Below are 22,342 nucleotides of genomic sequence, written 5' to 3'. Positions count from 1 at the left end.
GGTAGCTCCAGAGGATTGATGTACGTCTGTAGCTGCCGCAGAGCCGCGATCTTTTTGATCTTGCTTAAGCCTGTTCTTTGTAGGCTTTCAGCGCCTTAAGCCGCTCTCGCTTGATCGCCTCACCCAACTCCGGTCCTTTGAATCCCTTCTCCAGCAACGGCTGAGCCGCTACGGTCCGAGCAGCATTCGCCGCCCCGCGCAAATAATCCGCCTGTGGATAGCTTCTCTGCTCCAGGCCTTTGCGTCCCCGGGCATCCATCTCGCACGCTGCAATAAACTCCTCAAACCGCTGCGGCCGTCGGTACACGTCAAAACGCTGCAGCAACTCCAGCAAAGTCGATGGTTTCAACTCCAACGCCCGATGGCCGTGGGTGTGATATTGGCCCACCAGCAACGCCAATTCCTGACAGTCCTTCGGTGCCTTGAAGCGCTCATTGACCGCTTTGATCAGTTTCAGGCCCGTGTGTTCGTGGGCGATGTGCCGTGGCCAGTCTTCCTTGGGTGTCAGCCCTTTGCCCAGATCATGCAGCAGGCAAGCCCAGCGCACGGTCAGCGGTTGTTTGTGCAGCGCCGCTTGCTCCAGCACGCTCAAGGTGTGTACGCCCGTGTCGATTTCCGGGTGATGGGCTTGTGGTTGCGGCACGCCGAACAACGTATCGACTTCCGGCATCAGCACCTTAAGGGCACCACAGGTGCGTAAGACTTCGATGAACACCTGCGGCTGGTCTTCCATCAGGGCGCGGGAGATTTCTTTCCAACTGCGCTCGGCTGTCAGCGCCTCCAGTTCGCCGGAATCGCTGAGTTGGCGCATCAGTTCCAGTGTCTCGGGCGCCACGGTGAAACCGAGCTCCGCATAACGAGCTGCGAAACGGGCAACGCGCAGAACCCGGAGCGGATCTTCGGCGAACGCGGGGGAAACGTGACGAAGTAAACGCGCCTCGAGATCGCGCTGGCCGTGGTAAGGATCGGTCAGGTTCTGTTGATCGTCTTCAGCCATGGCATTGATGGTCAGGTCGCGACGGATCAGGTCTTCTTCGAGAGTGACTTCCGGGCTGGCGTGAAAAGTAAAGCCGCCGTAACCGCGTCCGCTTTTGCGCTCGGTCCGGGCGAGGGCGTATTCCTCTGCGCTTTTGGGGTGAAGAAAAACCGGGAAATCCGCACCCACCGGGCGAAAGCCCTTGGCGAGCATTTCTTCAGTGGTGGCGCCCACCACAACCCAGTCGATGTCGGTGACAGGCTTGCCTAAAAGGCGATCGCGTACCGCACCGCCGACTTTATAAATCTGCATATAAAACCTCCGTTAGCTCGACAGAATAACCTTTGCGTCGAACCTTCGGAGGCAGAAACAGGATCAAAGATGGATGACAGCCAGGTCCAGCCGGCCGTAATCCCCCTCGCTGTGTTCACTTCTGGGCGGAACATGATGGGTTTTCATCACCTGGTCCCCTTGCAGGGTTTCCAGATGAATATCGAAGCCCCAGAGGCGGTGCAGGTGTTTGAGCACTTCCTCGGTGGACTCGCCCAGCGGTTTGCGATCGTGTTGCTGGTGACGCAAGGTCAGGGAGCGGTCACCACGTCGGTCGATGCTGTAAATCTGCACGTTGGGTTCACGATTGCCGAGGTTGTATTGCGCCGCCAGGGTTTCACGGATGATGCGGTAGCCACCTTCGTCATGAATGGCCGGGACCAGCAGATCGTCCTTCTGGTCGTCATCAAGAATGCTGAACAACTTCAGGTCACGGATCACCTGGGGTGACAGGTATTGCAGGATGAAGCTTTCATCCTTGAAGCTGCTCATGGCGAATTTGATGCTCGACAGCCAGTCGGTGCCAGCAATCTCTGGGAACCAGCGGTAGTCCTCTTCGGTAGGGTGTTCACACATGCGACGGATGTCCCGGTACATGGCAAAACCCAGGGTGTAGGGGTTGATGCCGTTGTAGTAGGGGCTGTCGAAGCCGGGTTGATAGACCACGCTGGTGTGGGAGGTCAAAAACTCCATCATGAAGCCGTCGGTCACCAGGCCTTCGTCATACAGGTCGTTCATCAGGGTGTAATGCCAGAATGTGGCCCACCCCTCGTTCATTACCTGAGTCTGACGTTGCGGGTAGAAATACTGAGCGATCTTGCGCACGATTCGCACGATTTCCCGCTGCCATGGCTCCAGCAACGGTGCGTGTTTTTCGATGAAGTAGAGGATGTTTTCCTGAGGTTCGGTGGGGAATCGCGCATTGTCCTTGTCGTTGTATTTGTCCGCGCCTTTTGGAATGGTTCGCCATAGATCGTTGATTTGCTTTTGCAAATGCTCTTCACGATCCTTTTGCCGACGACGCTCTTCTTCGGCGGAAATCGGATAGGGGCGTTTGTAGCGGTCAACCCCATAGTTCATCAGCGCGTGGCAGGAATCGAGCAGGTCCTCGACCGCGTCGATACCGTGGCGCTCTTCGCACTGCATGATGTACTGCTTGGCGAACACCAGGTAATCGATGATCGAACTGGCGTCGGTCCAGGTGCGGAACAGGTAATTGCCCTTGAAAAAGCTGTTGTGTCCGTAGCAGGCGTGCGCCACCACTAAGGCCTGCATGCAAATGGTGTTTTCTTCCATCAAATAGGCAATGCAGGGGTCCGAGTTGATCACGATCTCGTAGGCCAGCCCCATCTGCCCGCGACTGTAGGATTTCTCGGTGCTGAGGAAGTGTTTGCCGTAGGACCAATGGTGATAACCCAGCGGCATGCCGACGGAGGCGTAGGCGTCCATCATCTGCTCGGCGGTGATCACTTCGATCTGGTTAGGGTAAGTATCGAGTGCGTAGCGAGCTGCCAGACGACTGATTTCTTTGTCGTAGGCCTGAATCAGCTCGAACGTCCATTCGGAGCCGGTGGAAATGGGTTGGCGCTTCTGCTCTTTGGCGGTCATGTCACTAACCTGCGCTGGAAGAGTTCACGGAAGACCGGATAGATATCCCCGGCCGAGACCAGTTGTTGCTGGGCAAAAGTGTCAGAGAAGGCTTCGGCGATGCGTTCATACTCGAACCACAAGGCCTGATGTTCACGCGGGGTGATCTCAACGTAAGTGTAGTACTGCACGAACGGCATGATCTGGTTGATCAGAATGTCGCGGCAGATCGGTGAGTCGTCGTTCCAGTTATCGCCGTCGGAGGCCTGGGCGGCATAGATGTTCCACTCGTTGCTCGGATAACGTTCGGCCATGATCTCCTGCATCAGCTTCAAGGCGCTGGAAACAATGGTGCCGCCGGTTTCGCGAGAATAGAAAAACTCCTCTTCATCCACTTCCCGGGCACTGGTGTGGTGGCGGATGAACACGACGTCGATCTTGTCGTAGTTACGCTTGAGAAACAGGTACAGCAGGATAAAGAAACGCTTGGCGATGTCCTTGGTCGCTTGGGTCATGGAACCGGACACGTCCATCAGGCAGAACATCACCGCTTTGGAGCTGGGGTTGGGTTGCTTGATGAGCAGGTTGTACTTGAGGTCGAAGGTATCGAGGAACGGTACGCGATGAATGCGCGCACTGAGTTTTTCGATTTCTGCTTCGATTTCCTGAATATCGCCGAAGTTGTCCGGCTCATCACACTTGAGTCGCAACAGTTCTTCTTTGGCTTCGCGTAATTTTGCCCGGCTGCTGCCAGACAGGGCGATGCGCCGTGCATGGGCCGAGCGCAAGGTGCGAATGATGTTGATCCGCGACGGATTGCCCTCGTTACTGATCCCGGCACGAACGGTCTTGAAGGTGTCAGTGCCGGTCAGGTTACGCTTGACCAGGTTCGGCAGTTCAAGGTCCTCGAACATGAATTCGAGGAATTCCTCCTGGGTGATCTGGAAGACGAATTCGTCCATCCCTTCGCCCGAGTTGCCGGCCTTGCCGGGGCCTCTGCCACCGCCACCTCCGGGCGGGCGGGCAATGTGCTCGCCGCTGGTGAACTCCTTGTTGCCCGGGTGCACGACGGTCTGCTTGCCACCGCGACCGTGGTGAAGCACCGGCTCGTCAATATCGCGGCCGGGAATGCTGATCTGTTCGCCGTGTTCCATATCGGTAATGGAGCGTCGGCTGACCGCCTCTTCGACAGCCTTTTTGATGTGATCACGGTAACGCCGCAGAAACCGCTGACGGTTCACCGTGCTCTTGTTCTTGCCATTGAGACGTCGGTCGATCACATAGCTCATGACTGCTCCTTAGAAGCTGTCCTGAAAGGGGCGAGCGGTTATGCAGCATCGACTGAGCCAAGGGATGTTCACGCTCCCCCAAGCGCTTTTGGACGCTGCCTGAACCTCGCTACCGACTTTCGAACACCTTCCAGAGGTCTGTGTAACAGAAAATGCGTGCGCAGGCCTCTGGCTGACGACAACCGGTCTGACCGGCAGCGGGTTATTGTGATTTTCTGACCCGCAGGTACCACTCGGACAGCAGTCGTACCTGTTTGTCGGTGTAGCCCCGCTCGACCATCCGTGTGACGAAGTCGTTGTGTTTCTGCTGGTCCTCTTTGCTGGCCTTGGCATTGAAGCTGATGACCGGCAGGAGGTCCTCGGTGTTGGAGAACATTTTCTTCTCGATGACCACTCGCAGTTTTTCGTAGCTGAGCCAGGTCGGGTTCTTGCCGTTGTTATTGGCCCGGGCGCGCAGTACGAAGTTGACGATTTCATTGCGGAAATCCTTCGGATTGCTGATGCCGGCCGGTTTTTCGATTTTCTCCAGTTCTTCGTTCAGCGCTACGCGATTGAGGATCTCGCCGGTTTCCGGGTCGCGGTATTCCTGGTCCTGGATCCAGAAGTCGGCGTACAGCACATAGCGATCGAAGATGTTCTGGCCATATTCGCTGTACGACTCGAGGTAGGCGGTCTGGATTTCCTTGCCGATGAACTCGATATAACGCGGTGCCAGGTACTCCTTGAGGAAGCGCAGATAGCGTTCGCGGGTTTCCGCCTGGAATTGTTCCTGTTCGATCTGTTGTTCCAGCACGTAAAGCAAGTGCACCGGGTTGGCAGCGATTTCGTGCGGATCAAAGTTGAACACTTTCGACAGGATCTTGAACGCGAAGCGGGTTGACAGGCCGTTCATGCCTTCGTCGACACCTGCGTTGTCGCGGTATTCCTGGATCGACTTGGCCTTTGGATCGGTATCCTTGAGGTTTTCGCCGTCATACACGCGCATCTTGGAGTAGATGTTGGAGTTTTCCGGCTCTTTCAGGCGCGAGAGTACGGTGAATTGGGCAAGCATCTTCAGAGTGTCAGGCGCACAGTGGGCCTTGGCCAGGGAGCTGTTGAACAAGAGCTTGTCGTAGATCTTCACTTCGTCGCTGACCCGTAGGCAGTACGGCACTTTGACGATGTAAATCCGGTCGATGAAAGCTTCGTTGTTCTTGTTGTTGCGAAAGGTGTGCCATTCCGATTCGTTGGAGTGGGCCAGCAGGATCCCGGTAAACGGAATCGCCCCCAAACCTTCGGTACTGTTGTAGTTGCCTTCCTGGGTGGCGGTCAGCAGTGGGTGCAGCACCTTGATCGGTGCCTTGAACATTTCGACGAATTCCATCAGGCCCTGGTTGGCCCGGCACAGTGCGCCCGAGTAGCTGTAGGCGTCGGCATCGTTCTGCGGGAATTCTTCGAGTTTGCGGATATCGACCTTGCCCACCAGCGCCGAGATGTCTTGGTTGTTTTCATCTCCTGGCTCGGTTTTGGCCACCGCGATCTGGTTGAGGATCGACGGATACAGCTTCACCACACGGAACTGGCTGATGTCGCCGCCGAATTCGGCGAGGCGTTTGGTCGCCCATGGCGACATGATGGTGTTGAGGTAGCGCCGTGGAATGCCGAAGTCTTCCTCGAGGATTGCGCCATCTTCGGTGGCGTTGAACAGGCCCAGGGGTGATTCGAATACCGGCGAGCCCTTGATCGCGTAGAAGGGCACTTTTTCGATCAGTTGTTTCAGCTTCTCGGCCAGGGACGATTTACCGCCACCCACAGGGCCAAGCAAATAGAGAATCTGTTTCTTCTCTTCCAGGCCCTGAGCGGCATGGCGGAAATACGACACGATCTGGTCAATGCATTCTTCCATCCCGTGGAAGTCTTCGAAGGCCGGATAGCGGCGGATTACCTTGTTGGAAAAGATTCGCGACAGCCTCGAGTTGGCCGAGGTGTCGAGGAGTTCCGGTTCACCGATGGCCAGTAGCAGACGCTCGGCGGCGGAGGCGTAGGCGCTGCGGTCGCTTTTGCACAGTTCAAGATACTCTTGCAGCGAGAGTTCTTCCTGGCGTGTGGATTCGAAGCGTTGTTGGAAGTGGCTAAAGATACTCATGACGTCACCTCGCTCGATACGTGGAGCCGACGCCGGATCATTCAGTCGATGCTGGCAGCGATTGAATATGCAGTCGCTGTTTACCCCCCAGAACTCTTTCGAAGCTGACTACCCCGAAAGCTACTCCCGATGACCCGTGCGCCGGTGTACCGGCTCTCCCCTGTTTTGGATGGCCTGCGCTTAAGGATAGTTGGGAATTCGGGAGGTAAAGGCGAGATACGTAATTAGTTGTGGCAGACCGTTCGTCTGCCACCGCGCGAGCCCGCGGGGAGCGGGGCTTGCGCGGTACAAAAAAATTATTCGGAAGTACCTTGCGCCGTTTCCGAAGGGTAAGTCGTACGCCACAGCTCAAAACCGCCATCGATGCTATAGACGTCGCAGAAGCCCTGACTAATGAGGTACGCCGCGGCGCTCTGACTGGAATTGCCGTGGTAGCAGACGACCACGGTCGGTGCATCGAGGTCGGCAGCGCGGATGAAATCCGAGATGGAGTGGTTATCCAGATGCTTCGAACCGGCGATGTGCAGTGCGGCAAAGGTCGCTGGGTCGCGAACATCGACCACCACCGCGCCTTGTTCGCGCAGGGCCTGGGCTTGTTCCGGGGGGATACGTTTGAATTCGCTCATGGCGGGCTCCTGTGGCTCGGCTGAAAGCGCAGTCTAGCGCGGGGCGCTTCTTGCTGACGATGGTTCGGGGATAGGTGCGGCGACTGGTGGCAGGGCAAGGCCATGCTCGTCGCATTTACAAGACAGGCGTTCACCGCTGTCGACATTCATGAGGGTCAGTGCGCCACCCCAGACACAGCCGGTGTCGAGGGCCGAGATACCCGGCTCATTACATCGGCCTTCCAGAGCGGCCCAGTGGCCGAAGATGATCTTCAGGCCTTTGGTCTTGCGCTCTTTGTGCTCAAACCAGGGTTTGTAGCCCGGTGGCGCATTATCGAGGCCTTCCTTGCTTTTGAGGTCAAGCTTGCCCTCGGCGGTACAAAACCGCATGCGGGTGAAATAGTTGGTGATCACCCGCAGGCGTGTCACGCCTTTGAGGTCGTTATCCCATTTCGCCGGATCGTTGCCGTACATGCCATCAAGGTAGGGCAGCAACAGGTTGTCATCGCGCAATGCCGTCTCGACTTCGGCGGCATACTTCAAGGCCTTGCGCAGTGACCATTGGGGCGGAATGCCGGCATGTACCAGGGCGACATCGCGCTGTTCGTCGTAGTGCATGAGCTTTTGCTGACGCAGCCATTCCAGCAGTTCCACGCAATCGGGCGCTGTGAGAATCTCGAGCAGGGTGTCGGACTTCTTCAAGCGTTCGATGTTTTTTCCGGCCGCCAGCAAGTGCAGGTCATGGTTGCCGAGCACGCACACCAGCGATTCGCGGATGCTATAGAGGAAGCGCAACGTGTCCAGGGACTGCGGGCCTCGGTTGACCAGGTCGCCCACCAGCCACAGGCGATCCCGTGTCGGGTCGAAGGCGACCTGCTTGAGCAGGCATTGCAATGCTTGATGGCAGCCCTGCAGATCGCCGACGGCATACGTTGCCATCAGTGCAGGGCTCCGGGCACCGCCAGACGGAATGGGGCGATGATGGCGTCGAAGTGTTTGCCGTCGTTGGCAACCATTTCATAAGTGCCCTGCATCGTGCCAACCTTCGAGGTCATGACGGTGCCGCTGCTGTAGGTGTGGCTCTCGCCCACCTCGATCAACGGTTGCTGGCCAACAACGCCCGCACCGCGAACCTCTTCGACATGCCCGTCACCGTCGGTGATCACCCAGTGCCGTGACAACAGCTTGGCCGATAGCTGGCCATTGTTGTGCACGGTGATGGTGTAGGCGAAGGCAAAGCGGTTTTGCTCGGGTTGCGATTGTTCTGCCAAATAGCGGGTGACGACGCTGACGTCGACCTGGTAACGAGGATCGGACATGCAAGAGGCCTTAAACGAAGCGGAACGCGGGGCGTAGCTGGTGGAGATCAGTCTAGGCCAAGTATCGGGTAGTAAACCAGACATGAAGGCTGGTGTCCTACCCGATAACGCTCATTGCTTGTCAGTCGGCGGCGGGCGTCTGTAGGACTTGTTCGCTGAGCTTGTCGGCCAGGCGCACGAAGGCGGCCAGATCGAGTTGTTCGGGACGCAGGCTGCCATCAACGCCGGCGGCTTCGATTTCAGCGTTGCTCAACAGCAGCTTGAGGGTGTTGCGCAGGGTCTTGCGGCGCTGATTAAAGGCTTCGCGCACGACACGCTCCAACAGCTTGTGATCCTTGGCCGGATGCGGCAGCACCGCGTGGGGTACCAGGCGCACGATCGCCGAATCAACTTTGGGAGCCGGATTGAACGCGCCTGGACCAACGTTGAACAGATGTTCAACCCGGCAGTGATACTGAACCATGATCGACAAGCGACCCCAGTCACCACCACCGGGGCCTGCTGCCATGCGCTCGACCACTTCCTTTTGCAGCATGAAATGCATGTCGCGAATCAGGCTGGCGTTATGCAGTAGGTGAAAAATCAGCGGCGTAGAGATGTTGTACGGCAGGTTGCCAACCACCCGCAGGCTGTTCGGCGCGGCGTTCAGGCTGGTGAAGTCGAACTTCAGCGCGTCGCCCTGATGCAGGTTGAAATTGCTCTTGGCGGCGAACTGCTGGTTAAGGATCGGGATCAGATCCTTGTCCAGTTCCACCACGTCTAACTGGGCACCGCTGTTAAGCAGGCCTTGAGTCAGCGCACCCTGGCCAGGGCCGATTTCCAGCAGACGGTCTTCGGGCTTGGCGTGGATGGCGCGCAGGATGCGGTCGATAACGCCGGCATCGTGCAGGAAATTTTGGCCGAAGCGCTTGCGCGCACGGTGTTGGAAATGCTCGGTCATAAACGGGTCTCGGCCATCTGGTAGGCGGTTTCCAGGGCGACTTGCAGGCTGCCGGTATCGATTTTGCCGCTGCCGGCCAGGTCCAGGGCAGTGCCGTGGTCGACCGATGTGCGGATGATCGGCAAGCCGAGGGTCACGTTGACTGCCGCACCGAAGCCTTTGTATTTCAGCACAGGCAGGCCCTGGTCGTGGTACATCGCCAGCACTGCATCGCAGTGCTCCAGATACTTGGGGGTAAACAGAGTGTCGGCGGGCAGGGGGCCACGAAGGTCCATTCCTTCGCCGCGCAGGCGCTCTAATGTAGGTTCGATGATGTCGATTTCTTCATGGCCCAGGTGTCCGCCTTCGCCGGCATGGGGGTTGAGTCCACACACGAGGATGCGTGGCTGGGCAATGCCGAATTTCTCTTGTAGATCGGCGTGCAGAATTCGCGTGACCCGTTCCAGACGCTCCGGCGTGATCGCATCGGCAATCTCGCGAAGCGGCAGGTGAGTGGTGACCAGCGCCACACGCAATCCGCGAGTGGCGAGCATCATCACCACTTGTGCGGTATGGGTCAGGTCGGCGAGAAATTCTGTGTGCCCGGAAAAGGCGATCCCGGATTCATTGATCACGCCCTTGTGCACAGGGGCCGTGATCATGCCGGCAAAATGTCCGTCCAGGCAGCCTTGGCCAGCTCGGGTCAGGGTTTCCAGAACGAAAGCCGCGTTGGCCTTGTCCAGTTGCCCGGCGGTGACCTTGGCGTTGAGCGGTGTATCCCAGACATACAGGCTGTTGGCCGGCGCGGGGATATCCGGCCAGTTGTCCGGGATGACCGGCAGCAAATCGACAACCACACCCAGCTGCAGGGCCCGCTCAAGGAGCAGGTCGCGGCTGGTAATGGCAATCAGGGGATGTGGCTGGGCTTGCGAGGCGAGCAGCAGGCACAGGTCGGGACCTATGCCGGCCGGCTCGCCGGGTGTCAGCGCGAAACGTTTGGGTTTCACTGTGCTGCCTGGTCTGCACCAGGGAGTTTGATCTCTACGTACGCTTCGTCACGGATCTGACGCAGCCAGGTTTGCAGCTCTTCGTCATATTTGCGGTTACGCAATACGGTCATTGCTTGCTGCTCGCGGGCCTGGGTGGTGCCGTCAGTGGCACGACGGCCAATGACTTCCAGAACGTGCCAGCCATATTGGGTCTCGAATGGCTTGGACAGCTGACCTTGCGGGGTCTTGGCCATCACTTCGCGGAATTCAGGCACCAACGCATTTGGGTCGATCCAGTTCAGGTCGCCACCGTTAAGGGCGGAACCCGGGTCTTCCGAGAAGCTTTTCGCCAGTTCGCCGAAATCTTCGCCCGCTTCGATGCGAGAGTAGAGCGACTCAGCCAGAGCCTTGGTTTTTGCTTCGTCGCGGATCGGGCTGGGTTTGACCAGGATGTGACGTACGTGCACTTCATCACGAACCTGGGTTTCACCGCCACGCTTGTCGAGGATCTTCAGGATGATGAAGCCGCCTGGCGTGCGCATTGGCTGGGTAATGTCACCGACAGCCATGGTGCTCAACATGCGATCGAACGGAGGTGGCAGTTGACCGGCTTTACGCCAGCCCATGTCGCCACCTTCCAGCGCGGTTTCGCTGGCGGATTTGGCGATTGCCAACTGACCGAAGTCAGCGCCTTGCTTGAGCTGCTGGTAAACCGCGTCGGCCTGTTTGGCTGCATTCTGAATCGCGTCGGAGTTGGCGCTTTCCGGCGTAGGAATCAGGATGTTGGCCAGGCGGAACTCTTCGGACAGCTGCATTTTGCCGAGGTCGGAAGCGAGGAAGTTTTTCACTTCCTGCTCGGACACCTGGATACGCTCGGCCACACGACGCTGGCGCACACGGCTGATGACCATCTCGCGGCGAATCTGGTCACGGGCGTCTTCATAAGAGAGGCCATCACGAGTCAGGGCCGCGCGGAATTGATCCACGGACATGTTGTTGCGCTGGGCAATGGTGCCGACAGCCTGGTTCAGTTCTTCATCGGTAATGCGGATACCGGAACGTTCGCCGATCTGCAGTTGCAGGTTTTCGACAATTAGTCGTTCAAGTACCTGCTGATCCAGCACGTTGGCCGGCGGTACTGCAGAACCGCGCTTGGCGATGGTTTGCTGAACTTCATGAACGCGCTGGTCCAGTTGGCTCTGCATGACCACGTCGTTGTCGACAATGGCCACCACTTTATCGATGGACTGCACCGCGGCGTTCGCCGCGGTACCCAGGAACAGCGCGCCCAGCATCAGCGGGCGCAGACAATCAGAAAGCTTGGTCTTCACGTTCACGATAACCTTGGATGCCTTTGTCGAGGAAGCTCTCTACTTTGGCGCCGGTGAGGCCGCCGAGTCCCTTCAGAACAATTTGTAGGAAGATGCCGTGGTCGCCTTTTTCGTTTTCCGGGGCGTTCTGACTGAACTCGTCATACGACACCCAGTAACGGTTGATCAGGCGCAGTTTCCAGCAGCAGTTGTCGTACTCGAAACCACCGAAAGCTTCCAGGGTACGGTTACGGTTGTAGTCATACTGCCAGCGGCTGATAGCGTTCCATTGCGGCACGATCGGCCAGATCACCGAGAAATCGTGCTGCTGAATCTTGTAGTAGTCCTTCACGTAGCCAGGTTGGCCTGGGGTGCCGTAGTCACCACCGCCCACTTGCCACTTACCGGTGTTCTGGTCGTAACGGACCTGGTCATTACGATAGCGATAGCCGGCGTTGATGACCTTGTTCGGGTTGTCTTCAGGCTGGTAGTGGAACATCGCGCTGCCCGAACGAGGGCTGCGGCTGTCCGGGTCCCAGTTGTAATCGGCCGTGGTGCGCCAATCGCGGTTCCAGCGATATTCGTATTCCAGTGCATAAGGCGAGACATTAGCCTGCGCATCGTCACGGGTTTTTGCATCGATGCCCGGCAACTGAACTTCACGATCCTTGAAGTACAACGCCTGGCCGACGCTGATGCGTTGACGTTCGAAGCCGTTGTCTTCGATCCAGCGGTTGGTTACGCCCAGAGACAGTTTGTTCTCGTCGCCGACGCGGTCGGAGCCGGAGAAGCGGTTGTCACGGAACAGCGATGCGTAGTTGAAGGTGTATTCGCTGGTGTCGAATACCGGAATGTCTTCCTGATCCGTTTCCGGTACGTACAGGTAGAACAGGCGCGGCTCGAGGGTCTGGCGATAATTCTTGCCGAACCATTGGGTGTTGCGATCGAAGTACAGGCCGCTGTCGATGCTGGCGATTGGCACGCCACGGTTCTGGTTGCTGCTGAAAGTACCGTTGAGCTTTTGCTGCTCCGCGGTTTGCGCATCAATCTGATTTTTGCCGGTACCGTCCAGATCCAATTGGTACTGGGTGTACTGGTACTTGAGCGATGGCTTCACGAAGCCATAAGTCCAGTCCAACGGCAGGCTGACACCCGGTTTGAGATTCAAACGGTCGCCGTTGGCGCGTGCCAGTCCCGTAACGTTGTTATCAAGACGTGTTTCAGTGGTGCCATCTTCGTTTACGAAGTTACCGTTCTTCAGATCACGGTCGAAGCGTACGACTTCTGTCTCGTAGTCGAAGTTCAGGCCGCCAGGGTGAGTCGGCAGCTGACCATTGAAAGTGATCTGCGGCAAGCGGTCATACGGTGTGATGTCCGAAACGGTCGCGAGCTGGTAAGCCTGTGCATTCAAACGAGCGGTGTAGCTGTCGCCACGATAGGTGACAGAACCCTGCTGGTTCACGAAGTCGGCGCTTTTTACCCCGATCTGATCGGTTTGCAGATCCTGGAAGTAATACGGATCGCTGAGCTTGGTGTAGTCGACTTGTGTCAGAACACGGGAGTCGAGACCGCCCTTGTGCTGCCAGTTATACATGTAGCGGTTTTTTTGGTAATCGGTCTGACCGCTGCGATCGGTGTCTTCGTCGTTGAGGTACGCGGCGCCGAACTGACCTTCGCTGGACGGGGTCAGGTAACGGAATTCGCCTTCCATCAACAGCCCGTGCTTGCTCATGTAGCGCGGGTACAACGTGGCATCGTAGTTCGGTGCCAGGTTGAAGTAATACGGTGTGACCAGCATGAAGCCGGTATCGCTGCCGGTGCCGATGGTCGGCGGCAGGAAGCCGGACTGGCGACGGTCGTCGATCGGGAAATAGATGTATGGCGTGTACAGAATCGGAATGTCTTTGACCCGCAGCGTCACGTTGGTCGCGGTACCGAAACCGGTGGCCGGATTCAAGGTGATGTTGTTGCCCCTAAGCTGCCAGGCGTTGCTGCCCGGTTCGCAGGTGGTGTACGTACCATCCTTGAGCCGGATGATCGCGTTCTCGGCACGCTTGGCGTACAGCGCATTACCGCGGATACGGGATTTGTGCATCACGTATTCGGCGTTGTCGACCTTGGCTTCACCGGTGTCGAGCTGCACGTCGGCGTGGTCGCCAACGATCAGTGCGCCGTTGTCGCGAACACGGACGTTGCCGCTCAGTTCGCCACGGCTCTCGGCCTGGTACAGGTAAGCTTCGTCGGCTTCGATCTGCATGCTGCCCTGACGCATGACGACGTCACCCGCCAGGGTCGCGACCTGCTCGTCCTGGTTATAGCGAGAGGCTTTGGCGCCGAGAAAGGTCGGAGCGTCACTTTTATTCGTCTTGTCATTCATGCCAGGACGAATCGGTTCGATATAGGAACCAGCGCAGTAAGGACCGGTTTCGGCCAGTTGCGCTGCTGTGAGCTTCTCGCGCGGAATCCAATCGAGGTGACTGTAGTCTTCGCTACGCGACTTCAGGCCACGGCCCTTGGATTCGGTCACCAGCACAGGCTTGGCGCCAGTGTCTTGACTGGAGTCGCTGCCAGCCGGAGTCTCGCCGCTCGTGCTTACCGCCGCACTGCCGTCATGGACGGGGCGAGGTGGCAGCGCAGATGCGGGAGATTTTGGCGCACAGTTCCAGGCTCCCGAAGCAGAGACTGAGCAGTCATACTGTTGCGCGGCGACCGCGAACGAAGTGGCTAGAGGTTGCAGGGCCAGCAGACTGCCGGTAACCAACAACGGAAATTTGTTACGAAACGCGGGGGATTTCAATGCCATCTTATTAGTCCGGGCTTCCTGCGTGCCATCTGCCCGCGGTGTGGGCCGCACGCCTCTCGATGGTCTGAAAAAGATGCTGGATAATAAAGCATGACCCGCTTGACGGCTAGCGCCGTCGGAGACCCTTGCAATGCCTGACCAAGATGTACGTTTGCAACACCTGAAAGTTTGGCTCGACGAGCAATTGGCTGCCCTCTTTGCAGAACAGGGTTGGGGGGCCGTACCCCCGGCCACGTTGACCGCGGCCAGTAGCGATGCGAGTTTTCGACGTTATTTTCGCTGGGAAGGCGAGGGCAGAAGCTTCGTCGTAATGGACGCGCCACCGCCCCAGGAAAACTGTAAACCCTTCGTGGATATCGCTTTTTTGCTAGCGAAATCCGGAATAAATGTTCCGAAAATTTATGCTGAAGACCTTGATCGTGGTTTTCTTTTGCTCAATGACCTGGGCAGCAAGACTTTCCTGGACGTGATCGACAGCGAAAATGCCGACGATTTGTTCAAGGATGCCCTGCAAGCGCTGCTGGCTTTTCAGCAGTTGCCGATGGTTGCACCACTGCCAAGTTATGACGTGGCGCTGCTGCGACGCGAGCTGCAATTGTTCCCCGATTGGTACGTGAAGCGCGAGTTGGGCATCGAGTTCGACTCGGCGCAGCAAATACTCTGGCAGAACGTGACTGAGCTATTGATCGACAGCGCACTGGCCCAGCCTAAAGTGCTGGTGCACCGCGATTACATGCCGCGCAACCTGATGCTCAGCGAGCCCAATCCCGGTGTGCTGGATTTTCAGGACGCCGTCTATGGTCCCGTGACCTACGACGTGACCTGCCTGTTCAAGGATGCGTTCCTTAGCTGGCCCGAGGCGCGTGTGCGCGGTTGGCTGGAAGCTTACTGGCAGCAAGCGGGCGATCTCGGGATCCCGGTTCAGCCCGACTTCGAAGATTTCCTGCGTGCCAGTGACCTGATGGGCGTGCAGCGGCACCTCAAAGTAATCGGCATCTTTGCCCGCATCTGCCACCGCGACGGCAAGCCGCGCTATCTTGGCGATGTGCCACGCTTCTTTGCTTATATAGACGCCGTGATCGCCCGCCGTCCTGAATTGGCCGAGCTGGATGTGTTACTGCTGAGTCTGCGTGCTGGAGCGAATGCATGAAGGCAATGATTCTGGCCGCCGGAAAAGGCGAGCGCATGCGCCCGCTGACCCTGACCACGCCGAAACCGCTGGTTCGCGCGGGCGGTATACCGTTGATCGAGTATCACTTGAAAGCGTTGGCGGTGGCGGGGTTTACCGAGGTAGTGATCAACCATGCCTGGCTCGGCCAACTGATCGAAAACTATCTGGGTGATGGCTCGCAATACGGCGTACGTATTCAGTACTCGCCGGAAGGTGAGCCGCTGGAAACCGGAGGCGGGATTTTCCGCGCGCTGGCGTTGCTGGGTGACGAGGCCTTTATGGTGGTCAACGGTGACATCTGGACCGACTACGACTTCAGCGTGTTGCACCAACCCATCACCGGGCTGGCGCACTTGGTGTTGGCGGACAACCCTGCCCATCATCCGGCCGGCGATTTCAGTCTGATCGACGGGCAAGTCCGCGATGGTCAACCGGACACCGCAACCCTGACCTATAGCGGCATCGCGGTGCTGCACCCGCAGCTGTTCGACGGTTGCTCCGCCGGTGCCTTCAAGCTTGCGCCGCTGCTGCGCAAGGCTATGGCTGCTGGACAAGTCACCGGCGAGCGCTTGAACGGACATTGGGTAGATGTTGGCACTCACGAACGTCTGGCTGAAGTCGAAACCCTGTTAGAAGCGAGACGCTGACATGCTGTGGCCAGGGACTCTGATCGGAGCCGGAGTGGGGTTTTACATCGCCAGCATTCCGGGGGCCATGCTGGGCGCCTTGTTAGGGCAGGTGCTGGATCGGTACTTGCACTTACAGAGCTTGGCGCACTTGCGAGAAAAGCTCGGTGGCCGCTCGGTGCTGCGCAACGATGAACTGCTGTTCGTGCTGCTGGGACGGCTGGCCAAGAGCGATGGACGGGTGGTGGAAGGCCACATTCAGCAGGCCCGTCAGGAAATGCGTTCGCTGGAAATGACCGAGTTGGCCCAGCGTCGGGCCATTGCCGCGTTCAATCGCGGCAAGTCGGGAGATGACCGGTTGCGCGGTTATTTGCGCCGCTTGAGCGCTCAGCCCCATGCGGCCGAAGGCGTCTTGCGCGCCTGTTGGCGGATGATTTGGGCTGATGGTCGCGCCGGCAGTGCGGAACGAGAGCTGATCAGGCAGTGGGGTAAATGGCTGGGCTGGACGACACGACAGGTGCAGGCGCTATCGGCCGATTATGAGCAGCACAAGTTTGCACAGGCCAGCAGTGCGCTGACCTATCAAGATGCTCTGCGGCTTTTGGGCGTTTCGGCGACCAGCGAGCCGGCGCAGATCAAGCATGCTTATCGACGCCTGCTGAGTCGGCATCACCCGGACAAGATCGCCGGCAGCGGTGCGACGGAGCTGCAGGTGCGCGAAGCCACTGACAAGACTCGCGAACTGCATAGCGCCTACACATTGATTCGCGAGCGACGGGATTTTCGGTAGCGGTCTATCAGTTCACCGCGTTCTGTGGATTCAACCAGCCCCGCACCCGACGGAACAGTTGCTCTTGCTCAGCCTTGGAATTACCCGGCAATGCCTTGAGCGAGACCTGACTGAACCCCGAAGTGTTCAACCGTTTGCTCGCTTGCAAGCGTTCCAGCGCCAGGTTGCGGTCCCGCCGCTTGTCCATATAGAAGATGTCTGCGGTGGGCAGCTTCAAGGTCGGTGTCAGTTCGACCAGTTCTGGTTTGGCTTTCGTCGGCATCTGAGCGGCGACCATCACAAACTTCTCCACTTGCGAGGGCTGCTTCTCGCTGAGGTAGCGTGCGGCCCAGTAAGCGCCAGTGCCATGCCCCAGCACGACAATGCTGCGAGCGCTTTGCTGTTCGGCGTAGGCAATGGCGGCGTCGATGCGCGCGAAGATTCGTTCGGCGTCTGCGGTGGCCTGTTCCTCGCTAGTGTCGGCGATCGCCTTGTCCGCCACCTCCGCTTCACCGCCCGCCACTTGCTCGATGGGCGCGGCGGTGGTCGAGTCTTTGCTGCCGGCGTCAGGGGCTTCTGGTGTGGGTGCCACTTCGACGATACGTGGCGCAATGGCATCGCTTTGCAGGTCCGGCAAGGTGATACTCAGGCTGCTCCACTCGGCGTCCGGCAATTTATGTCGCAATGGACTTATTACTTGCGGCCAGTCAACGGTTTCGCCGGCGCCCGGGATGATAATTACCGCGCCTTTGGGTTCAGCGGTATTGGCCGGTTTCCACAATGCCAGAAACGTCTCGTTGCCCGCTTGCAGTTGCTGCTGTTCCTGAGCAGGAATCTGTCGTTCAAGTGCAGACGCTTCTTCCTGACTACGCTCAAGCAGCGGTTGGCGCTCGACCGGTGTTTCTTCGGCGGGTGTTTGCGTAGTGGCCGGTGCCGGGTCAGCGGCTTCGACAGAAAAGGCGCAAGGCAGGATCAGCGACAGGCACAATGCTGGCAGTGCCAGGCGGTAGACAGGGGGCATCGGATATTCCAGGCCAGAAGTTATTCCGGCAGCCTAATGGGTTGGTCAGTATTTGTCAGTGTGTGAGACTTCGATGATGCGTTTTCGCTGCCTGTGGGTTATCGGCTGTTTATGGTTTCCCTTAATGGGCTGGGCGGCTGCCGCGCCACCGGTGCACATCGCGCAATTGTCCACGGGCCAACAGCAATGGCTGGCGCAGCATGGCGAATTGCGCGTGGGACTGGTGTTGCAGATGCCCTACGCCCAATACGATCGCCGCTTGCAGCGTTTGTCCGGGGTCAATGTCGAACTGATGAAGTGGCTGGCCAAGGCGCTCGAAATCGAGCTGAGCTGGCGCAACTTTCCCGACCTTGCGCAACTGGAAGCCGCCGCGCGCGAGGGTGAAATCGACATCGCTCCGGGGCTGACCCAAACCCCCGGTGGCCTGCGGCTCTGGCAGTTTTCCGACCCGTATATGCGGGTGCCGCAACTGGTGGTCAGCGACCAGAAACGCACCGGCGTGATAGAGCTGGAACAACTCGACAGCCAGACCCGCGTCGCCGTGCGCATGCCCGGCGCCACCGCCGATTACCTGCGCAGCAATTACCCGCACCTGAACCTTCAAGGCGTACCGATCGAGCGCCAGGCACTGCAGCTGTTATTGAGTCAGCAGGCCGGTTACGCCGTGGTCGACGAAGCGCAGTTGGGGCGCTTGTCCGCCGAACCTGAGTTTGCCGGGCTGGTGGTGGTCGGTGATATCGGCCTGCCGCAACTGTTGCGGGTGGCCACGCGCCGGGATTGGCCGGAACTGGCCGGCATCGTCGAAAGCGCGTTGCGTGCGATCCCGGCCAAGGACCTGGAACAGTTGCACAACCAATGGCTGCAACCCAAATACCCGCGGCTGACCGACTCCCCGGTTTTTTGGCAAAACCTCTGTCTGCTGTTGACGGTATTGATGCTGAGCAGCATGGCCATCGTGTTCTGGCAGCGTCGGCAGCAGCACAGCCTTGAACATCGTTTGTTGGCAGCTCGCGAGGACATTGCCCTGCGTGCCGCCAGCGAAGAAGCCTTGCGCCTCACCCAGTTTTCCATTGACCAGAGCACCGTCGGCATCCTTTGGGTCAACTGGGACAGCCATGTGCGCTACGCCAATTGCGCGGCGGAAACCATGCTGGGTTATCTGGCGGGCGGGATCATTGACCGGCCGCTGATCGACTTCGAGCCCGGCTTGCACATGGACCGCTGGCTGAACCTGTGGAAACGCGCCCGAGCCAGTGAGGACGGCCCGCAAAGTTTTGAAACCAGCTGCGTACGGGCGGATGGCAGCAATTTGCCGGTGGATGTTTCGCTGAGCTTTTTGCGGTTTCGCGATGGCGAATACCTGGTGGTTTACCTCAACGACGTCACCGAGCGTCGCCGAGCATTGGCCGCGTTGCAGGAAAGCGACGCGCGTCTGCAAGGGATCGCCGCCAACGTTCCAGGACTGGTCTTTCGTCTGGAGCGGGCGCCGGTGACGGGGCAGATCGATTTTGCCTACATCAGTGAAGGCAGCGAGAGCCTGGTGGGTTACGCACCGGCGACCCTGGCCCATCGCGACAAAGGCCTGCGCAGCCTGGTGCATCCAGACGACAAGGCCAGTTATCACCAAACCCAGGACCATGCGCTGGACACCGACAGTGACTGGTCGTGGCAGGGGCGGATTCTCACCCGATCCGGCGAACAGCGCTGGGCCGAGATCAAGGCCATCACCCGCCGGCTCGAAGACGGCGCCTATGTCTGGGACGGGATCGTCTGGGACATCAGCGAGAGCAAGCGCATCGAACTGGAACTGGCCGGCTCCCGCGAGCAGTTGCGTGAGTTGTCCGCGCACCTGGAGAGCGTGCGGGAAGAGGAAAAGGCCCGCATCGCCCGGGAAGTACACGACGAACTGGGTCAGATGTTGACCGTGCTCAAACTGGAAACCTCCATGTGCGAGCTGGCCTATGCCCAGCTCGACCCCGGACTGAACGAACGCTTGAACAGCATGAAGCGCTTGATCGCCCAGCTGTTCCAACTGGTTCGCGATGTCGCCACGGCACTGCGCCCGCCGATTCTCGACGCCGGGATCGCCTCCGCCATCGAGTGGCAGGCCCGCCGATTCGAGGCGCGCACGCAGATTCCGTGTCTGGTGCAGGTGCCGGAGAATCTGCCGAGGCTCAGTGACGCCAAGGCAATTGGCCTGTTCCGGATCCTTCAGGAAGCGCTGACCAATGTCATGCGCCATGCCCAGGCGCATACTGTCGAACTGACATTGGCACTGGAAGGGGGCGAGTTGTGTCTGATCGTCAGCGATGATGGCGTAGGATTTGTCCCCTCCACCGGTAGGTCAACATCCTTCGGGGTGGTCGGTATGCGCGAGCGAGTGTTGATCATGGGCGGGCAATTGTCCCTTGAGAGTGAACCGGGTGAAGGCACGACCCTGAGCGTGCGAGTGCCGCTGGATGAGGAGAAGTAAGTGATCCGTGTACTGGTAGCCGAAGACCACACCATCGTCCGCGAAGGCATCAAGCAATTGATCGGCCTGGCCAAGGATTTGCTGGTGGTAGGGGAGGCGAGCAATGGCGAGCAACTGCTCGAGACCTTGCGCCATGTTCCCTGCGAAGTGGTCTTGCTGGACATCTCCATGCCTGGGGTTAACGGGCTGGAGGCGATTCCGCGGATTCGCGCGCTGAACAATCCGCCGGCGATTCTGGTGTTGTCCATGCACGATGAAGCGCAAATGGCCGCCCGTGCGTTGAAGGTCGGCGCTGCGGGTTATGCGACCAAGGATAGCGATCCGGCGCTGCTGCTGACGGCCATCCGCAAGGTCGCGGCGGGCGGGCGTTACATCGACCCGGACCTGGCCGATCGCATGGTCTTCGAAGTCGGCCTGACCGATTCGCGGCCGTTGCACGCGTTGCTGTCCGAGCGCGAGTTCTCGGTGTTCGAACGCCTGGCCCAGGGCGCCAACGTCAACGACATCGCCCAGCAACTGGCCTTGAGCAGTAAAACCATCAGCACCCACAAGGCACGGCTGATGCAGAAACTCAACATCACTTCCCTGGCGGAACTGGTGAAGTACGCCATGGAGCACAAACTCCTCTAAGAACACTGTTCCCACGGGGAGAGTGATCGCATGCCCATTTACGACATCCTGCAAAGCCACTTTTGCCCGTTCTTGCGGCTTGCCGCTTCAAGATTGCCGCTGCCCCTATTCATCCCCGCCATCTTTGTAGGGCAATCCCTACCCCCAACCTTCCATCTCGCTGAGGCCATTCTCTCCTGCGCCCCGATTTGCGTGGTCGGCAGCGTCCACTAGGCTAAGTCCTCAGCAGTCATCAACAACAAAGGTGTGGGTATGAGCCAGGTCGATTCAAGCGCAGGGGCCAGCGATATTCTGGTCAGCTTTCGTGGAGTACAAAAAAGCTACGACGGCGAGAACCTGATCGTCAAAGACCTCAACCTGGAGATTCGCAAAGGCGAATTCCTCACCTTGCTCGGACCGTCCGGCTCCGGCAAGACCACCAGCCTGATGATGCTCGCCGGTTTCGAAACGCCGACCGCAGGCGAAATCCAGCTGGCCGGGCGCTCCATCAACAACGTGCCGCCACACAAACGTGACATCGGCATGGTGTTCCAGAACTACGCGTTGTTCCCGCACATGACGGTTGCCGAGAACCTGGCGTTTCCGTTGACCGTGCGCGGCTTGAACAAGAACGATGTCAGCGACAAGGTCAAAAAAGTCCTGAGCATGGTTCAGCTCGACACCTTCGCCCAGCGTTATCCGGCTCAACTGTCCGGCGGTCAGCAGCAGCGTGTGGCCCTGGCCCGCGCCTTGGTGTTCGAACCGCAACTGGTGCTGATGGACGAACCCCTCGGCGCACTGGACAAACAACTGCGTGAACACATGCAGATGGAAATCAAACATCTGCACCAGCGCCTCGGCGTGACCGTGGTCTACGTGACCCACGACCAGGGTGAAGCCCTGACCATGTCCGATCGCGTGGCAGTCTTCCACCAGGGCGAAATCCAGCAGATCGCGTCGCCGCGCGCCCTCTACGAAGAACCGAAAAATACCTTCGTCGCCAACTTCATTGGTGAGAACAACCGCCTCAATGGCCGCTTGCACAGTCACACCGGCGACCGCTGCGTGGTTGAGTTAGGGCGCGGCGAAAAGGTTGAGGCTCTGGCGGTCAACGTCGGCAAGGCCGGCGAACCGGTCACGCTGTCGATTCGACCCGAGCGCATTAGCCTCAACGGCGCAAGCGATCAATGCGTCAACCGCTTCTCAGGGAGGGTGGAGGAATTCATCTATCTGGGTGACCACGTCCGGGTTCGCCTGGAAGTCTGCGGCAAGACCGATTTCTTTGTGAAACAACCGATTGCCGAGCTCGATCCGGCACTGGCTGTCGGCGACGTGGTACCGCTTGGCTGGCAGGTCGAACACGTTCGCGCGCTCGACCCACTTCTAGAGGCGCATTGATCGCCCCCCTGATTCAACAACAC

General features: G+C 58.7%; 18 protein-coding genes. 6 read left to right on the top strand and 12 right to left on the bottom strand.

Translation table 11 applies throughout. The annotated features are described in order from the left end of the window. Window positions 1-64 precede the first annotated feature (64 nt). The 11 genes from ACXPVS_RS02800 to ACXPVS_RS02750 all read right to left on the bottom strand — a co-directional run bounded on the left by ACXPVS_RS02800 (window position 65) and on the right by ACXPVS_RS02750 (window position 14,252). Window positions 65-1,288, bottom strand: a complete 1,224-nt coding sequence (locus tag ACXPVS_RS02800; RefSeq protein ID WP_458508559.1) for a multifunctional CCA addition/repair protein — start codon at window positions 1,286-1,288, stop codon at window positions 65-67. Between the two features lie 63 nt (window positions 1,289-1,351). After that, entirely contained in the window at window positions 1,352-2,914 is a 1,563-nt protein-coding gene (locus ACXPVS_RS02795; RefSeq protein ID WP_458508558.1) for a SpoVR family protein, read from the bottom strand. Beyond that, a complete protein-coding gene (locus ACXPVS_RS02790) occupies window positions 2,911-4,182 on the bottom strand; it encodes a YeaH/YhbH family protein (protein WP_458508557.1) in 1,272 nt (423 codons plus the stop codon). The genes ACXPVS_RS02795 and ACXPVS_RS02790 overlap by 4 nt, the downstream gene beginning before the upstream one ends. 202 nt (window positions 4,183-4,384) lie before the next feature. After that, window positions 4,385-6,307, bottom strand: a complete 1,923-nt coding sequence (locus ACXPVS_RS02785) for a PrkA family serine protein kinase (protein WP_033056218.1) — start codon at window positions 6,305-6,307, stop codon at window positions 4,385-4,387. A gap of 296 nt (window positions 6,308-6,603) precedes the next feature. Beyond that, window positions 6,604-6,933, bottom strand: a complete 330-nt coding sequence (gene glpE / locus ACXPVS_RS02780) for a thiosulfate sulfurtransferase GlpE (RefSeq protein ID WP_458508556.1) — start codon at window positions 6,931-6,933, stop codon at window positions 6,604-6,606. Between the two features lie 33 nt (window positions 6,934-6,966). Further along, window positions 6,967-7,851, bottom strand: a complete 885-nt coding sequence (locus tag ACXPVS_RS02775) for a symmetrical bis(5'-nucleosyl)-tetraphosphatase (protein WP_458508555.1) — start codon at window positions 7,849-7,851, stop codon at window positions 6,967-6,969. Next, the gene (apaG, locus tag ACXPVS_RS02770; RefSeq protein ID WP_458508554.1) at window positions 7,851-8,231 is read right to left on the bottom strand and encodes a Co2+/Mg2+ efflux protein ApaG; all 381 of its coding nucleotides are present in this window, start codon (window positions 8,229-8,231) and stop codon (window positions 7,851-7,853) included. Before apaG ends, ACXPVS_RS02775 begins: the two co-directional genes overlap by 1 nt. 121 nt (window positions 8,232-8,352) lie before the next feature. Next, entirely contained in the window at window positions 8,353-9,171 is an 819-nt protein-coding gene (gene rsmA, locus ACXPVS_RS02765; protein ID WP_458508553.1) for a 16S rRNA (adenine(1518)-N(6)/adenine(1519)-N(6))-dimethyltransferase RsmA, read from the bottom strand. Further along, on the bottom strand, window positions 9,168-10,157 hold the full coding sequence (gene pdxA / locus ACXPVS_RS02760) for a 4-hydroxythreonine-4-phosphate dehydrogenase PdxA (RefSeq protein ID WP_458508552.1): 990 nt from the start codon (window positions 10,155-10,157) through the stop codon (window positions 9,168-9,170). The genes rsmA and pdxA overlap by 4 nt, the downstream gene beginning before the upstream one ends. Beyond that, complete coding sequence (gene surA / locus ACXPVS_RS02755) at window positions 10,154-11,470, bottom strand: peptidylprolyl isomerase SurA (RefSeq protein ID WP_458508551.1); 1,317 nt, start codon at window positions 11,468-11,470, stop codon at window positions 10,154-10,156. Before surA ends, pdxA begins: the two co-directional genes overlap by 4 nt. Next, window positions 11,451-14,252: an LPS-assembly protein LptD gene (locus tag ACXPVS_RS02750; RefSeq protein ID WP_458508550.1), complete on the bottom strand. Its 2,802-nt coding sequence runs from the start codon at window positions 14,250-14,252 to the stop codon at window positions 11,451-11,453. The genes surA and ACXPVS_RS02750 overlap by 20 nt, the downstream gene beginning before the upstream one ends. A gap of 130 nt (window positions 14,253-14,382) precedes the next feature. On the opposite strand from ACXPVS_RS02750, the gene ACXPVS_RS02745 reads away from it, so the two are divergent. The 3 genes from ACXPVS_RS02745 to ACXPVS_RS02735 are packed head-to-tail and all read left to right on the top strand — an operon-like array spanning window position 14,383 to window position 16,839. Beyond that, window positions 14,383-15,402 carry an aminoglycoside phosphotransferase family protein gene (locus ACXPVS_RS02745; protein ID WP_458508549.1) on the top strand — a complete coding sequence of 340 codons (1,020 nt, stop codon included), beginning with the start codon at window positions 14,383-14,385 and terminating at the stop codon, window positions 15,400-15,402. Beyond that, window positions 15,399-16,070, top strand: a complete 672-nt coding sequence (murU, locus tag ACXPVS_RS02740; RefSeq protein ID WP_458508548.1) for an N-acetylmuramate alpha-1-phosphate uridylyltransferase MurU — start codon at window positions 15,399-15,401, stop codon at window positions 16,068-16,070. The genes ACXPVS_RS02745 and murU overlap by 4 nt, the downstream gene beginning before the upstream one ends. A gap of 1 nt (window position 16,071) precedes the next feature. Next, window positions 16,072-16,839 (top strand): TerB family tellurite resistance protein, encoded by a 768-nt coding sequence (locus tag ACXPVS_RS02735; RefSeq protein WP_458508547.1) that lies wholly within the window; start codon window positions 16,072-16,074, stop codon window positions 16,837-16,839. Between the two features lie 7 nt (window positions 16,840-16,846). On the opposite strand, the gene ACXPVS_RS02730 is transcribed toward ACXPVS_RS02735, so the two are convergent. Further along, on the bottom strand, window positions 16,847-17,839 hold the full coding sequence (locus tag ACXPVS_RS02730; protein WP_458508546.1) for an alpha/beta hydrolase family protein: 993 nt from the start codon (window positions 17,837-17,839) through the stop codon (window positions 16,847-16,849). Between the two features lie 73 nt (window positions 17,840-17,912). Between ACXPVS_RS02730 and ACXPVS_RS02725 the strand changes: the two genes are divergently transcribed. From ACXPVS_RS02725 to ACXPVS_RS02715, 3 genes are all read left to right on the top strand, one after another. Continuing rightward, entirely contained in the window at window positions 17,913-20,312 is a 2,400-nt protein-coding gene (locus ACXPVS_RS02725) for a PAS domain-containing sensor histidine kinase (protein ID WP_458508545.1), read from the top strand. After that, window positions 20,313-20,942, top strand: a complete 630-nt coding sequence (locus ACXPVS_RS02720; RefSeq protein WP_458508544.1) for a response regulator — start codon at window positions 20,313-20,315, stop codon at window positions 20,940-20,942. It abuts the gene before it with no gap. Between the two features lie 252 nt (window positions 20,943-21,194). Then, a complete protein-coding gene (locus tag ACXPVS_RS02715; protein ID WP_458508543.1) occupies window positions 21,195-22,319 on the top strand; it encodes an ABC transporter ATP-binding protein in 1,125 nt (374 codons plus the stop codon). The last annotated feature ends 23 nt before the right edge of the window (window positions 22,320-22,342 follow it).

This window comes from Pseudomonas sp. Ma2-10 (genome assembly GCF_054330215.1).
This window is presented reverse-complemented; position numbering and strand designations above follow the sequence as displayed.